Source organism: Pseudoalteromonas sp. Z9A6, assembly GCF_011378805.1.
Lineage (GTDB): Bacteria > Pseudomonadota > Gammaproteobacteria > Enterobacterales > Alteromonadaceae > Pseudoalteromonas > Pseudoalteromonas distincta.
Genome location: NZ_WTKZ01000003.1, coordinates 86,945 through 100,459, shown reverse-complemented (window position 1 = coordinate 100,459; position 13,515 = coordinate 86,945). Strand labels below are relative to the sequence as shown.

11 protein-coding genes are annotated in these 13,515 nt (G+C 40.7%); 10 read left to right on the top strand and 1 reads right to left on the bottom strand.

The genetic code is table 11. The features are described 5' to 3' along the window. Positions 1-379 precede the first annotated feature (379 nt). The gene (locus GQR53_RS02015; protein ID WP_165742716.1) at positions 380-1,816 is read left to right on the top strand and encodes a sigma-54-dependent Fis family transcriptional regulator; all 1,437 of its coding nucleotides are present in this window, start codon (positions 380-382) and stop codon (positions 1,814-1,816) included. A gap of 307 nt (positions 1,817-2,123) precedes the next feature. On the opposite strand, the gene GQR53_RS02010 is transcribed toward GQR53_RS02015, so the two are convergent. After that, positions 2,124-2,717 carry a DNA-3-methyladenine glycosylase I gene (locus GQR53_RS02010; protein ID WP_165742715.1) on the bottom strand — a complete coding sequence of 198 codons (594 nt, stop codon included), beginning with the start codon at positions 2,715-2,717 and terminating at the stop codon, positions 2,124-2,126. A 132-nt stretch (positions 2,718-2,849) separates the two neighbouring features. On the opposite strand from GQR53_RS02010, the gene GQR53_RS02005 reads away from it, so the two are divergent. From GQR53_RS02005 to GQR53_RS01965, 9 genes are all read left to right on the top strand, one after another. Then, positions 2,850-3,962 (top strand): ATP-binding protein, encoded by a 1,113-nt coding sequence (locus GQR53_RS02005; RefSeq protein ID WP_165742714.1) that lies wholly within the window; start codon positions 2,850-2,852, stop codon positions 3,960-3,962. Further along, positions 3,959-5,425: a sigma-54 dependent transcriptional regulator gene (locus GQR53_RS02000; protein ID WP_165742713.1), complete on the top strand. Its 1,467-nt coding sequence runs from the start codon at positions 3,959-3,961 to the stop codon at positions 5,423-5,425. Before GQR53_RS02005 ends, GQR53_RS02000 begins: the two co-directional genes overlap by 4 nt. A gap of 156 nt (positions 5,426-5,581) precedes the next feature. Next, on the top strand, positions 5,582-5,914 hold the full coding sequence (gene fliE / locus GQR53_RS01995; RefSeq protein ID WP_165742712.1) for a flagellar hook-basal body complex protein FliE: 333 nt from the start codon (positions 5,582-5,584) through the stop codon (positions 5,912-5,914). Between the two features lie 20 nt (positions 5,915-5,934). Beyond that, complete coding sequence (fliF, locus tag GQR53_RS01990; protein WP_024594884.1) at positions 5,935-7,650, top strand: flagellar basal-body MS-ring/collar protein FliF; 1,716 nt, start codon at positions 5,935-5,937, stop codon at positions 7,648-7,650. Then, positions 7,643-8,683: a flagellar motor switch protein FliG gene (gene fliG / locus GQR53_RS01985; protein ID WP_165742711.1), complete on the top strand. Its 1,041-nt coding sequence runs from the start codon at positions 7,643-7,645 to the stop codon at positions 8,681-8,683. Before fliF ends, fliG begins: the two co-directional genes overlap by 8 nt. A 3-nt stretch (positions 8,684-8,686) precedes the next feature. Then, positions 8,687-9,493 carry a flagellar assembly protein FliH gene (fliH, locus tag GQR53_RS01980; RefSeq protein WP_165742710.1) on the top strand — a complete coding sequence of 269 codons (807 nt, stop codon included), beginning with the start codon at positions 8,687-8,689 and terminating at the stop codon, positions 9,491-9,493. Positions 9,494-9,511: 18 nt separating this feature from the next. Continuing rightward, entirely contained in the window at positions 9,512-10,846 is a 1,335-nt protein-coding gene (gene fliI / locus GQR53_RS01975; RefSeq protein WP_002959338.1) for a flagellar protein export ATPase FliI, read from the top strand. Further along, complete coding sequence (fliJ, locus tag GQR53_RS01970; protein WP_165742709.1) at positions 10,846-11,292, top strand: flagellar export protein FliJ; 447 nt, start codon at positions 10,846-10,848, stop codon at positions 11,290-11,292. The genes fliI and fliJ overlap by 1 nt, the downstream gene beginning before the upstream one ends. Positions 11,293-11,381: 89 nt before the next feature. Continuing rightward, complete coding sequence (locus GQR53_RS01965; RefSeq protein ID WP_165742708.1) at positions 11,382-13,460, top strand: flagellar hook-length control protein FliK; 2,079 nt, start codon at positions 11,382-11,384, stop codon at positions 13,458-13,460. Positions 13,461-13,515 lie beyond the last annotated feature (55 nt).

The window sequence follows — 13,515 nt, the reverse complement described above, 5'->3', positions numbered from 1 at the left end:
ATCAATATAGCTTTTATACTTCTATAAGAATAAAGCAATATTAATGCCAAGCATTTTCGCTTATTTATGTATCGGCATTTTTAACTTCAACTTAAATTTATAATTGAGTTTATTTACTAACAATAGCATTTTTATTGCTGAGTAAATTAATTTTTAAGGCTAGGTTGTATTTAGGTAATCGTTAAGTAATCGCTGAGTAATAACTAAGTTAAAACTACAACTCATACTTAATGATTAACTATTAAGTATGATTGACTTAACTAGCCCGTCTGTTTTTTGGCGTTAATGTCAAAAAACTGCCGCTATTGCTTGCATCCATGCTGAACTGGCTTACAATTTAACTAATTATACAAATTAGTGAAAGTACGGCTCGCTAAAAATGATCTTGATTTTAGATAATAATAACAACCGCGCAATAGGATTAAATGCTTCACTTGGCTTTATTGGTGAAGCTGTACAACTATTAAACGAAGACTGCTTTGAACAAGAATGCAAAAAATATCAGCAACAAGAATGCATGATTATTTTAGGAGCGTTGCAATCACTTGACCACGAAAGCTTAATTAAACGCTATCCAACATTACCGTTTTTATTAATTGGCGAAACGCTAAAACCACTATTAAGTATAGCTAATGTGGTGGGGCTTATTTGCGAGCCATTTAATCACGAAGTGACAACGCAGTTACTTCACGATTGCCAACAGTATCAGCGCATGTTGCCAAATGAGCATAAGCATACTAAACCACATAAAACTTTTGACGGACTTGTTGGTGAAACAGAGGCCGTAAAAGATGTTCGCTTTTTAATTGAACAAGTGGCAAAAACCGACGCCAATGTTTTAATTTTAGGCGAATCAGGCACAGGTAAAGAAGTGGTTGCCCGTAATGTACACTTGCTTTCAAAGCGTATTAATGGACCGTTTGTGCCTGTTAACTGTGGTGCTATTCCAGCGGAGCTGCTCGAAAGTGAACTATTTGGCCACGAAAAAGGCGCGTTTACTGGTGCTATATCGGCTCGTAAAGGACGGTTTGAACTCGCTCAAGGTGGGACGCTATTTTTAGATGAAATAGGCGATATGCCACTGCAAATGCAAGTTAAGTTGCTGCGAGTATTGCAAGAACGCAGCTACGAACGTGTTGGTGGTACAAAGGCAATCCAAGCTGATGTACGCGTTATTGCGGCCACGCATCGTAATCTTGAAACAATGATTGAAGAGGGGAGTTTTAGGGAAGATTTATACTATCGATTAAATGTATTTCCTATCGAAAACCCATCGCTGAGTGAACGTGCTGATGATATACCGCTGCTTTTAAAAGAGTTAATGCGCCGTGTTAACGACCAGACTGGTTCTACCGCTAAGTTTACAGAGCGCGCAGTTGAGAGCTTAAAAGAACATGCTTGGCCTGGTAATATTCGTGAGCTTGCTAATTTGGTGGAGCGTATGGTTATTATGTTCCCTGACAAAGTGGTCGATATTCCTGATTTACCTAACAAATATCGTTACATTGAAGTTGAAGCCTACGAGCCAGAATACCCTGAAGAGTTAATGGAAAAAGACGCCTTTAACGATATATTTAGCACAGGCTTTAGTGATTACGAAAGTGAGCCAGACGCTGAGTTTAGCCAAACGGGTAGTGGGCTATTACCTGATGATGGTATTGAACTTAAAGATTATTTAGCCGAACTTGAAATAAGCTTAATTACCCAAGCGTTAGAGCGCTATGATTACGTTGTAGCTCGCGCTGCAGAGATATTAGGGGTTCGCAGAACAACACTCGTTGAGAAAATGAAAAAGTATAATCTTTCAAGAGATTAGAAATACGAAAATGGTGAAATACTTTTCGTTATTTATTATTCATTTGTGATCAATCACTTTACGGGCTTTGCCCGTCACGCAAGCAAGCTTGGCGTCTACAAGATAACCCAAACTTAAACCTTGGCGGTAGACGCTGAGCTTGCTCGCGTGAAAAGCGTAGCTTTTAATCATTTAATTAAAACGTTATTTCACAAAGAGAAAAAACGAGGGTAAATGAGAAGCCATAGTCAACCTACGCGTTACTTCTCTAAAGCACAGCGTCTCTTAACCTCTTTGTGAACAAATTACTTTTATGGTTATAAATCACTTACTCACTAAAAGTCTTAATAATTTCTTCTTTTCTAAAACAATCATTACTGTGATCGTTAACCATACCGCAGGCCTGCATATGAGCGTAAACCGTTGTAGGGCCTAAAAACTTAAAACCCCGTTTTTTTAAGTCTTTAGCAAATGCGGTTGATGCCTCTGTAATTGCTGGGTAGTCCTCAGCGTTATTTAAATTACTTATAATCGGCTTATTACCCACAAACTGCCATTGGTAGTTACTAAAACTTCCAAATTCTTTTTGGATTTCTATAAAGCGCTTTGCGTTGTTAACAGTTGCCGAAATTTTTAAGCGATTGCGCACAATACCCTCATCAAGCATTAGTCTCTCAATGTCATCTTGTGTGAATTGGGCTACCTTTTTTACATCAAAATTAGCAAATGCTTTTTTATAACCGCTGCGCTTTTTTAAAATTGTGTACCAGCTTAAGCCGGCTTGCGCTGATTCTAGCGTGATAAATTCAAACAGCTTTGTATCATCATAAAGAGGCACGCCCCATTCTTCATCATGGTAAATAACGTAGTCGGGTTTAGTGGTGTCGAGCCACGGGCAACGGCACTTTATTTGCTCACTCATTATTATTCCTTTTTGTGTGCGTCATTTTTATGTCGCTCAAATTATTGATGTAACTCAATGATAAGTATGTAAATAAATTTTGGTATAAATCGTGCATTTAGTCATGTATCTACATCAATTCGAGATTTGATTATGGCCCTTGCTAGCGTGCTAAAACCACAGTTTTTTTCTGCAAATCAGTATAACCCATGTTTACTTCAAGAGGAGTACATTGGTGAATTAAGCGATCTGCGCAAGCAAGCAAGTTGGCTTTCGCATTTGGTTGATACCATGCCAGCAGGCGTGGTTGTACTTGATGGCAAAGGGTTGATTGCAAAAGCGAATCAAATAGCGATTGATATGCTTGGCGAGCCACTTGAAGGCGAACGCTGGTTTAATGTTATTCAGCGCTCTTTTAGGCCGCATCAAGATGATGGCCACGAAGTGTCCTTAAAAGATGGGCGCTTAATAAAGCTCGATATTACCGCTTTAGCACCAGAGCCAGGGCAACTTATTTTAATGACGGATTTAACCGAAACCCGCCGCTTACAAAAACGTGTTGCACATATGCAGCGCTTAAGTGCGCTGGGTAAAATGGTTGCATCATTAGCGCATCAAGTCCGTACGCCGCTCTCAGCCGCTATGCTTTACGCTGCTAATTTAGGGTCAAAGCGCTTACCCGAAGCATCTCGCGATAACTTTCAAACAAAGTTAATGTCGCGTTTAAAAGATTTAGAAACTCAAGTAAACGACATGCTTTTATTTGCTAAAAGTGGCGATCAGCAAGTTGTTGAGCAAGTTTCAATGCAGCAGCTTTTAACAGAAGTTAAAGCGGGCGCTGATGCGATGGTCGCACTTAATGAAAGTGAACTGGATGTAAGCTTACCAGAACCCGATATACAAATAGTCGGTAATAAAACGGCATTGGCCAGTGCTATTCAAAATCTTGTGCACAATAGTATTCAAGTTATTGGTGGCGGTGCAAAAGTAAAAATTAGCGCACAAAGAGATTTAAAAGATTTAGATATGGTTCGTATTAGTGTGAGCGACAATGGCCCAGGTGTTGATTTAAGCCAAAGCGATAAAATTTTTGAACCATTTTTTACTACTAAAAGTCAGGGCACAGGCTTAGGGCTTGCTGTAGTGAGTTCGGTTGCTAATGCACACCAAGGCCGTGTTGATGTGACTAATAATACGCATGGTGGTGCCTGCTTTAGCTTGTTACTGCCTATTAAGACAGCATCTAAATTAGAGGGGTCATTATGAGTAACACTATTTTAGTTGTCGAAGATGACGCTGGGCTTCGTGAAGCCTTAATCGATACCCTTGAAATGTCGGGTATTGAATGTATTGCAGCGAGCAGTGCTGAGCAAGCAATGTTACTGCTTAAAAAAGATCAATTTTCGCTTGTTGTAAGCGACGTGCAAATGGGCGCAATGAGTGGACTTGATTTGCTACGCAGTATTAAATTAAACCACCCTGATTTACCTGTATTGATGATGACGGCGTACGCCACAATTGACGATGCGGTAGAGGCCATGCGCCTAGGTGCAATTGACTACATGGCTAAACCATTTGCACCTGAAGTGCTGTTAAATATGGTGAGCCGTTATTTGCCTGAAAAAGCAAAAGAAACCGACGGACCTATTGTTGCTGACCCAATTAGTATTCAATTATTGGAGCTTGCGAGTAAAGTAGCACGCTCTGATGCAAGTGTAATGGTACTTGGCCCAAGTGGTTCAGGTAAGGAAGTACTTGCTCGCTATATTCATGATAAGTCGAGCCGCTGTAATGAGCCATTTGTGGCGATTAACTGCGCGGCTATTCCTGAAAATATGCTCGAAGCCACGTTATTTGGTTACGAAAAAGGGGCTTTTACGGGGGCGATTCAAGCATGTCCGGGTAAGTTTGAGCAAGCACAAGGCGGTACTATTTTACTTGATGAAATTACTGAAATGGACTTAGGACTACAAGCTAAACTTTTACGCGTACTGCAAGAACGTGAAGTAGAGCGTTTAGGGGGGCGTAAAACAATTCAGCTCGATGTACGTATTTTGGCAACCAGTAATCGTGATTTAAAAGAAGCCGTAGTAGATAATCAGTTTAGAGAAGATTTATATTACAGGCTTAATGTTTTTCCACTTATGTGGCGTCCATTGTGCCAACGCCCTGGCGATATTATTGTATTGGCTAAGCATTTAATTGAGCGCCATATAAGTAAAAGCAAGGAGCCTATGGCGTATTTAGATAAAGCTGCCGAGCAAAAGTTACTGGCTCACGCGTGGCCTGGTAATGTGCGCGAGCTTGATAACGTTATACAGCGTGCACTTATATTGCGAAGTGGCGATACAATAAACGAGCATGCTATTTTTATCGAAAACTTAGTATCTAATAACTTTGTTATGGAGCCTTCATTGGCACCGGCGCAAACCGTATCGCCAACAGAATTAGCACATGCAGACAAAGGTGTTGATAAAAGCACTTTAAGCTCTGCATATTATGATGAAAAGTCGCATGCTGAGGATGAGCCTAAACAAGGTTTGCTAGCGGCAGATACCGGTAGCTATAAAGATGAGCTTAAAGACAAAGAGCATCGCATTATTTTAGAAACCCTTGCACGTTGCCAAGGTAAGCGTAAAGACGTTGCCGAAACGTTGGGCATAAGCCCACGAACTTTACGTTATAAACTAGCGCAAATGCGCGATTTAGGTATTTCACTTCCAGCTTAACCTCCTATAAACCCTAAGTTTGCGCTGCGAACTTAGGGTTGTCAAAACTCTGACTCACACAAATTAAAGTTAACCTATTGTATTTTAGTGATTAATTATTTGGCATGCTTTGTGCTTTATTACTTATAAGAGTTCACTGCGTGTCAGAGATAAATTATGAAAATTCAAAACAGTGCTGTATTTCAAGAAATGCAATCAATGGCTTTAGAAGCCGGCCGTAATAATCAAACTAATAAACTGCCAACTCAGGTGCAGTCTACTTCTACAGCACAATTTGGCGACATGCTAAGTGATGCACTAAATACAGTGCACGGTCTACAGCAAGATGCAGGTCAAAAAGTAAAAGCGGTTGAAATGGGTGATCGAAGTGTATCTCTTGCTGAGGCGATGATTGCTTCTCAAAAATCGTCAGTTGCTTTTGAGGCTACAGTACAGGTTCGTAATAAACTTGTTGAAGCTTATAAAGAAATCATGAACATGCCTGTTTAATTAGGTAGTGGAGAATTATTGTGGCGCAATCTAACCAATCTACAGACCTAGCACTTGCTGGCGGCGGTATCGACCAAAGTGGTGGTGATGATCAACAAGAACAAAAGTCAGGCTACTTAAGTGCTTTAAGTGGTGTTGATGTATTGCGCCAAGTAACACTGGTAATAGCATTAGCGATTTGTTTGGCTATCGCGATTTTCATTATTATTTGGGCTCGTCAGCCAGATATGCGGCCGTTAGGCAAAATGCAAACTGAAGAGCTTATTCAAACATTAGACTTTTTAGATGCACAAAAAATTGAATATCAACTCGATGGCAATGTTGTATCGGTTGATGAAAGTGAATACCAAAACATTAAGCTACTAATGACCCGTGAAGGGTTAGAGCAAGGTCCAGCATCAGGCTCTGACATTATTATGCAAGATATGGGCTTTGGTGTAAGCCAACGCTTGGAGCGTGAGCGCCTAAAACATGGTCGTGAACAGCAATTAGCACGCACAATTGAAGAGCTTAACAACATTACTCGCGCCAAAGTATTATTAGCTATTCCTAAAGAAAACGTATTTGCCCGCAGAGAGAAAAAACCATCAGCTACCGTTGTATTAACACTTAAACGTGGGCGCTCACTTGACCGTGAAGAAGTAGACTCTGTTGTCGATATGATTGCCTCAGCAGTACAAGGCTTAGAGCCTGCACGTGTTACAGTTACCGATCAAAATGGTCGATTATTAAATTCAGGTTCGCAAAGCTCACTAGCAGCACGCTCTCGTAAAGAATACGATTTAGAGCGTAAGCGCGAACAAGAGTACCTTGAAAAAATAGACAGTATTTTAATACCGGTTGTTGGGCTTGCAAACTATACAGCTCAAGTTGATTTGAGTATGGATTTCAGCTCGATTGAGGAAACTCAAAAGCGTTATAACCCAGACCTACCAGCGGTTAGAAGCGAAACCACATTTGAAGAAAATAACATTGGCGGCCTAGCTGTTGGTATTCCAGGTGCGCTTACAAATCAGCCACCGCTAAATTCAAATATTCCTGAGGTTGCTGGGCAAGGCGGCGCAGGCACAGCTACGTCACCAACCCGTAGCCACAAAGAAGCAACACGTAATTATGAACTCGATACAACTATTTCTCACAAGCGCCAGCAAAGTGGTGTAATACGCAGAATAAGCGTATCAGTTGCTGTTGACTATATTCCTAAAGTGGGAGAAAACGGCGAAACAACCATGGCTCCACGCTCGGTTGAAGCATTGTCAAATATTCGTCGCTTACTACAAGGCGGTGTGGGCTTTGATATGCAACGTGGTGATGCACTTGAAGTAGTTACCGTGCCGTTTGTACGTGAAGCAACAAATTTAGCAATAGAAGTGCCACTGTGGGAGCAAGACTGGTTTATGAAAATAGCCCGCCTTGTACTAGGCGCCTTAGTTATCATTGTATTGATAATGGCTGTAGTAAAACCAATGCTTAAACGCTTAATTTACCCAGACGATACACTAGAAGAATACGACGAAGATGCACTAAGCTCAGGCGTAGATATTGGCGACAACACGCTTGATATGCTAAATAAAGACTTTGATTCTGCTTCGGTTGGTTTCTCAAGTGATGGTACACTGCAGTTACCAGATTTACATGGCGACGAAGATTTACTTAAAGCAATCCGTGCCCTTGTAGCTAACGAACCAGAACTATCATCACAAGTAGTGAAAGCGTGGTTAACAGAAGATGACTGATCAAGAACAAAAACAACTCCCGCCAGCCTTTGATGTAGATAAGCTTGATGGGGTAGATAAAGCCGCTATATTACTTTTGAGTTTATCAGAAGAAGATGCCGCGCAAATCCTTAAACACTTAGAGCCTAAGCAGGTGCAAAAAGTGGGTATGGCGATGGCTGGGCTACAGGACTTATCACAAGCTAAAATAAGCGCTGTACACAACTTATTTATAGAGCAAATTCAAAGCTTTAGTACCATTGGTTTTCAGTCAGAAGACTTCATTAAAAAAGCGCTTACAGCAGCACTTGGTGAAGACAAAGCCGCTAGCCTTATTGACCAAATTGTTATGGGCTCAGGCGCTAAAGGCTTGGATTCATTAAAATGGATGGACTCTAAGCAAGTCGCTAGTATTATTCGCAATGAGCATCCGCAAATTCAAACCATTGTATTATCATATTTAGAGCCAGAACAGTCAGCTGAAATTATTTCTCAGTTTCCTGAAAAAGTACGCTTAGATTTAACCATGCGGATTGCAAACCTTGAAGAGGTTCAGCCAGCAGCACTACAAGAACTAAACGAAATAATGGAAAAACAATTTGCCGGCCAAGCAGGTGCACAAGCTGCTAAAATGGGTGGTTTGAAGGCTGCAGCAGATATTTTAAATTACCTAGATACCAATGTAGAAGGGCAGTTAATGGACTCTATTCGTGAGCATGACGAAGAGATGTCGCAGCAAATTCAAGACTTAATGTTTGTGTTTGAAAACTTAATGGATGTTGAAGACCGTGGTATTCAAGCAATCCTGCGAGAAGTACAACAAGACGTATTAATGAAAGCAATTAAAGGCACCGACGATGCCCTTAAAGATAAAATACTGGGCAATATGTCTAAGCGTGCAGCCGAAATGCTTGCTGATGATTTAGAAGCTATGGCACCTGTCCGTATAAGTGAAGTAGAAGCGGCGCAAAAAGAGATTTTATCAACAGCGCGTCGTTTATCTGACTCAGGTGAAATTCAGCTGGGCGGCGGCGGTGGCGAGGAGTTCTTGTAAGCCATGAGCAAACTCAAAGGGCGCACACTTCGGGCTGATGAAGCAGATGAATTATTAAAAAACTGGGCTATTCCAGATGTAGCACCAGATGAGAGCAGCTTTGGCAATCGCTCTACGGCTTACGGCACACCGCTTAGTGATCTGTATAAAAAAGAATTAGCTGAAGAAATGCCAATTGATGAGCCACAAGAACCAGAATTGCCTGCGCTTACTATGGTTGAGCTTGAACGCATTAGGCAAGACGCCTACGAAGAAGGCCTCAAGCAAGGTCATGAGCAAGGCTACATAGACGGCTTTGAAAAAGGCGTTGGCGAAGGTAAAGAAGCAGGTTACAAAGAAGGGTTAGAGCAAGGTAAAACACAAGGCCTTGAAGATGTAAAACCATTAATTGAAGAGCAGTTAACAAGTTTAAAAGCCATTTTAGAGGGGCTAACTGCACCGCTAGATAAAGTGGACGAACAAGCTGAGAAGCAATTAGTACAACTTGCTAGCATGTTAGCGGAAGCTGTTATTTATCAAGAAGTAAAAACATCGCCAGATGCGATTTTACATACGTTAAAGCAAAGTATTGATTCACTTAATGCGGAGCAAGAAAAAGTACGAATCCATTTAAACCCCGAAGACTTAGAACTCATAAAAGAGAGCTACGGCGAACAAACCATTATTGATAATAACTGGCAGTTAATGGCAGAGCCCACTCTTGAGCGCGGTGGCTGTGAAGTTAAAACAGCGCAATCGTCACTCGATATGACTCTAAAAACACGTGTCAAAGAAACGTTGGATAGTTTTTTGCATAATAGTGGTATCTAACTATTTTATTGGCGTGTTATGTCAACTCAACGTGCACCTTTAAGCGAACGCTTATCTCAATATCAACAACATATTAAAACCCCAGCGCCTGCTGTTGCAGGTATTTTAACGCGTGTTGTTGGCCTTACCCTTGAGGCTAGAGGTTTACGTGCACCCGTTGGTAGCCAATGTAAAATAGAAACTATGAACGGCTTTGTAGACGCCGAAATAGTCGGTTTTAACGATCAAACTTTGTACTTAATGCCTAACGACCACATCTCTGGTGTATTACCTGGTGCGCGTGTTATTCCTCAAGTAAATAATTTAGGTTTACCTGTAGGGATGAGTTTATTAGGCCGCGTGGTGGATGGTTTAGGGCGACCGCTAGATGGCCTTGGTAAAATTAATGCTGAGCATCATTTAAAGTTTGCTCAAAATACTATAAACCCGCTTTCAAGAAGACCAATCACTAAGCCTATGGATGTAGGTGTGCGTGCTATTAACTCGGTTATCACAGTAGGGCAAGGCCAGCGTATGGGCTTGTTTGCAGGCTCTGGTGTGGGTAAATCAGTACTACTGGGTATGATGACCCGAGGTAGCGAAGCTGATGTCATTGTGGTTGGCTTAGTGGGGGAGCGTGGCCGCGAAGTAAAAGAATTTATTGAAGAAATACTCGGTGTAGAAGGGCGCAAACGTTCAGTTGTTGTCGCAGCGCCTGCTGATTCATCACCACTTATGCGTTTAAAAGGCTGTGAGAGCGCCGTAACTATTGCAGAGTATTTTAGAGATCAGGGTTTAAACGTATTATTGTTACTCGATTCGGTAACGCGTTATGCAATGGCGCAACGTGAAATTGCACTTGCTGTAGGCGAGCCGCCTGCTACAAAGGGTTATCCGCCTTCGGTGTTTGCTAAATTACCTGCGCTGGTGGAACGTGCTGGTAATGGCGGTGAAGGGCAAGGTTCAATTACCGCCTTTTTTACGGTGTTGAGTGAAGGCGATGATATGCAAGACCCTATTGCTGATGCAGCGCGAGCTATTTTAGATGGCCACATTGTATTATCGCGTGATTTAGCCGACAGCGGGCACTATCCCGCTATAGATATAGAAAAATCGATTTCGCGTGTTATGCCTCAAGTCGTTTCTGAACCACACATGCAACAAGCCCGTGTACTTAAGCAAGTTTATTCAATGTATCAACAAAACAAAGATATGATTACTTTAGGTGCTTATCAAAAAGGGACCGATCAAATGCTCGACCAAGCCATAAATATGATGCCAAGAGTAAATGCATTTTTACAACAAGGTATGCGAGATGTCATTAGTTACGATGATGGTCTGCAAGGTCTTGCTCAGTTACTAGGACAAGCATAATGGCTAAAAATAAACTCGATTTATTGCTCAAAATTGAAAATGACAAAGAAGAAAGTTTGCGCATGAGTTACTTACAAGCTAATCAAAACTTGCAATCGAATCAACAAAAGCTACAAGGTTTAAACAATTTTAGACTGGAATACTCTCAGCAGTTACACCTAAAAGGTAAGTCGGGTTTATCTAGTGCAGGGTTTGGTCAGTACCATGCTTTTATAGCTAAAATTGAAGAGGCAATTCGCCAACAAGCAAGTACCGTAAATACCGCTAAGCAAGTTGTTACTCAACGTAAAATTCTATGGCTTAAGCAGCAAATTAAAGCTAAAGCAGTTGCCAAATTAATCGAAAATCAAAAACTCAAAGCAAATGCGTTAATGGCAAAAAATGAGCAAAAAATGTTAGATGAATTTTCGGCTAATCAGTTTTTTCAACGTCGTAAAGCTTTGTAATTCAGGCACGTTAATTGCTTTGTTACTTAGTGGAATTCAACTTTTGGCGGTATGCGGTGGCATATTGCCGTAATGGTATTAGGTGATTTATGGCGATGAATAACATTTCGTTTTTAGTTTCTTCTGAAAAAGATTCACTGTTAGCTTTTAAAGACAATAGCTTAGCTAATGGCGAAGGAAATTTAGGCGAGGAATTTTTAAGCCAGCTAAACGAAGCGCATAACTCTATGGGGCCTTTGCTTAAAGGCAATATAAATCCCGATGCCGAAAATTCGATTGCTATTCCAAAGCATAAACAGCCAGAAAAAAATGAAAATCTGAGCGTAAAGCTAGATGAAATAGCAACGGGCGAAGTTACTTTTGTGTCTGTTGAGATGCTTGATCAAATTAATTCAGCACAAGCAATGAGCACCTCGGTCAATAAGCCGTTCGATACAACTAACAGTTTAGAATCAGAAAATGCAGAGCTAGAAGCTACACAGGTAGAGAATACCGAAATAGAAAACACAGAAATAGAAAATACAGAATTAAAAAGCACACCAGGAATTGCATCTGCTAATACAAGCAGTGAAGTATCGACTGAAGTATCGACTGAAGAAGCGAGTGTAGTGCAAAATCCGATTGCCACTAGTGTAGACTCTAAAGCGGCTAAATTAACTGATTCAAAAAGCGATAACTTAAGCTCACTACCTTTAAATTCGTTACCATTAAATGAAGGCAAAAATCATAAAAGTGGTGTTGCCGAAGGTATTGAACAGCCATTAAATCCTATAAATAAAAAGCCTGATGACAGTATTGGCCCTATAGTTAATGATGCTAAATTAGTTTCAATGGATTTAAAGGAGCAATTAGCTCAAGGCAAACCCGTTGATAAAAGCTCAAAAAATATAGTGTTGCCAATACCAGTGCCTACGCCAGCAACTCCACAAACATCTGAAAGTGAAAAAAGTGCTGCAATAGATACTTTAATGACTAAGGATACGAGCTTAATTAAAGCTAATAACGTCATTGCTAGTTTAACGCCTGAGCAGCGCTCGCAACTTAATGCGCAAATTAAGACATTAGACAATACCGACTCGACTAATAGCTCGACTACTAATCGCACTGCCAACCTTAAACAAATGCTTGCGCAATTTATTACTGATAATGAAGAAGCACAGGGTAGCGTAGCTAAACAGTCTTTTAGTTCTGAGATTGATACGCTTAATATCACTGAAAAACAAAGCTTGTTAACACAATTAAACGCTTATATTAAAGCTGAACAGCCAAAAGGCGAGCAGCTGTCAGTGCTTAAGCAAACAGTTAATGAGTTAAAGGCTTCAATTGAAATAGGTTTGGCCGATACAGCAAAATCAGATTCAAAAATGTTTGTAGCGCCAGTTACTCAGAGCGCTGTAAATGACTCGCAAAAAGTCAGCTCAAAAATATCGACAAGTGAAAATGTTGAACCAAGTAAGGCTGCCACAGCTTCTATAAAGGATGAAAACGCCACAAAGTCATCTGAGTTGATGCAAAAAGATGGCCTTAAAAAAATAACTGCAGAACAAACACCTGCACGCGTAGCACAAGTATTTACGCAAATTACAGCTGCTTTAAATACTCAGCAAATGAGCACATTAAGCCAATACGACTCACTAAGTTACGAGCAGAGCTTACTTGATACCCAAATACAAACTCAACAATTACAAAGCACGTCACAGGTTAAGCAAGTAAGTATTGATCCTGGCGTAATGCAGGCAATTAATATTGTTAAAAGTGATGCAGCTAAATTATTGCAAGAGCGCGTCAGCTCAATGCTGAGCATTAATAATAAAGAAGCAGAAATTCGACTCGATCCTCCCGAAATGGGCAGTATGCAAATACGTATTCGTAGCGATGCAGAACAAGCACATATAAACTTTGTAGTACAAAACCAGCAAGCCAAAGAAGCACTTGAACAATCAATGCCGCGCTTACGTGAAATGTTAGCGCAACAGGGATTAGAGCTTGGTGAAAGCACTATTTCTTATGGGCAATCTGATGGTGAAACTGCTGAGCACAGTGAAGCTGGAACTCAAGGTAATTTGGCTAATAATAAGTCAGTTAATGATGAAAACGACGAGCAAGCAAATAACACTGCACAAAGTTCTCGACAACAAACTTCATCATCAATAGATTACTATGCCTAAGTACTGCTATTATAATAGTTAAAACAAGCAAGTACCTTTGCAATTAAAGGAATCA

Excerpts from the sequence above, each read along its gene's own strand:
- fliH (WP_165742710.1), top strand. The coding sequence starts at position 8,687 with ATGAGCAAACTCAAAGGGCGCACACTTCGGGCTGATGAAGCAGATGAA.
- fliJ (WP_165742709.1), top strand. The coding sequence starts at position 10,846 with ATGGCTAAAAATAAACTCGATTTATTGCTCAAAATTGAAAATGACAAA.
- GQR53_RS01965 (WP_165742708.1), top strand. The coding sequence starts at position 11,382 with ATGGCGATGAATAACATTTCGTTTTTAGTTTCTTCTGAAAAAGATTCA.
- GQR53_RS02000 (WP_165742713.1), top strand. The coding sequence starts at position 3,959 with ATGAGTAACACTATTTTAGTTGTCGAAGATGACGCTGGGCTTCGTGAA.
- fliG (WP_165742711.1), top strand. The coding sequence starts at position 7,643 with ATGACTGATCAAGAACAAAAACAACTCCCGCCAGCCTTTGATGTAGAT.
- GQR53_RS02005 (WP_165742714.1), top strand. The coding sequence starts at position 2,850 with ATGGCCCTTGCTAGCGTGCTAAAACCACAGTTTTTTTCTGCAAATCAG.
- fliE (WP_165742712.1), top strand. The coding sequence starts at position 5,582 with ATGAAAATTCAAAACAGTGCTGTATTTCAAGAAATGCAATCAATGGCT.
- GQR53_RS02015 (WP_165742716.1), top strand. The coding sequence starts at position 380 with ATGATCTTGATTTTAGATAATAATAACAACCGCGCAATAGGATTAAAT.
- GQR53_RS02010 (WP_165742715.1), bottom strand. The coding sequence starts at position 2,717 with ATGAGTGAGCAAATAAAGTGCCGTTGCCCGTGGCTCGACACCACTAAA.
- fliI (WP_002959338.1), top strand. The coding sequence starts at position 9,512 with ATGTCAACTCAACGTGCACCTTTAAGCGAACGCTTATCTCAATATCAA.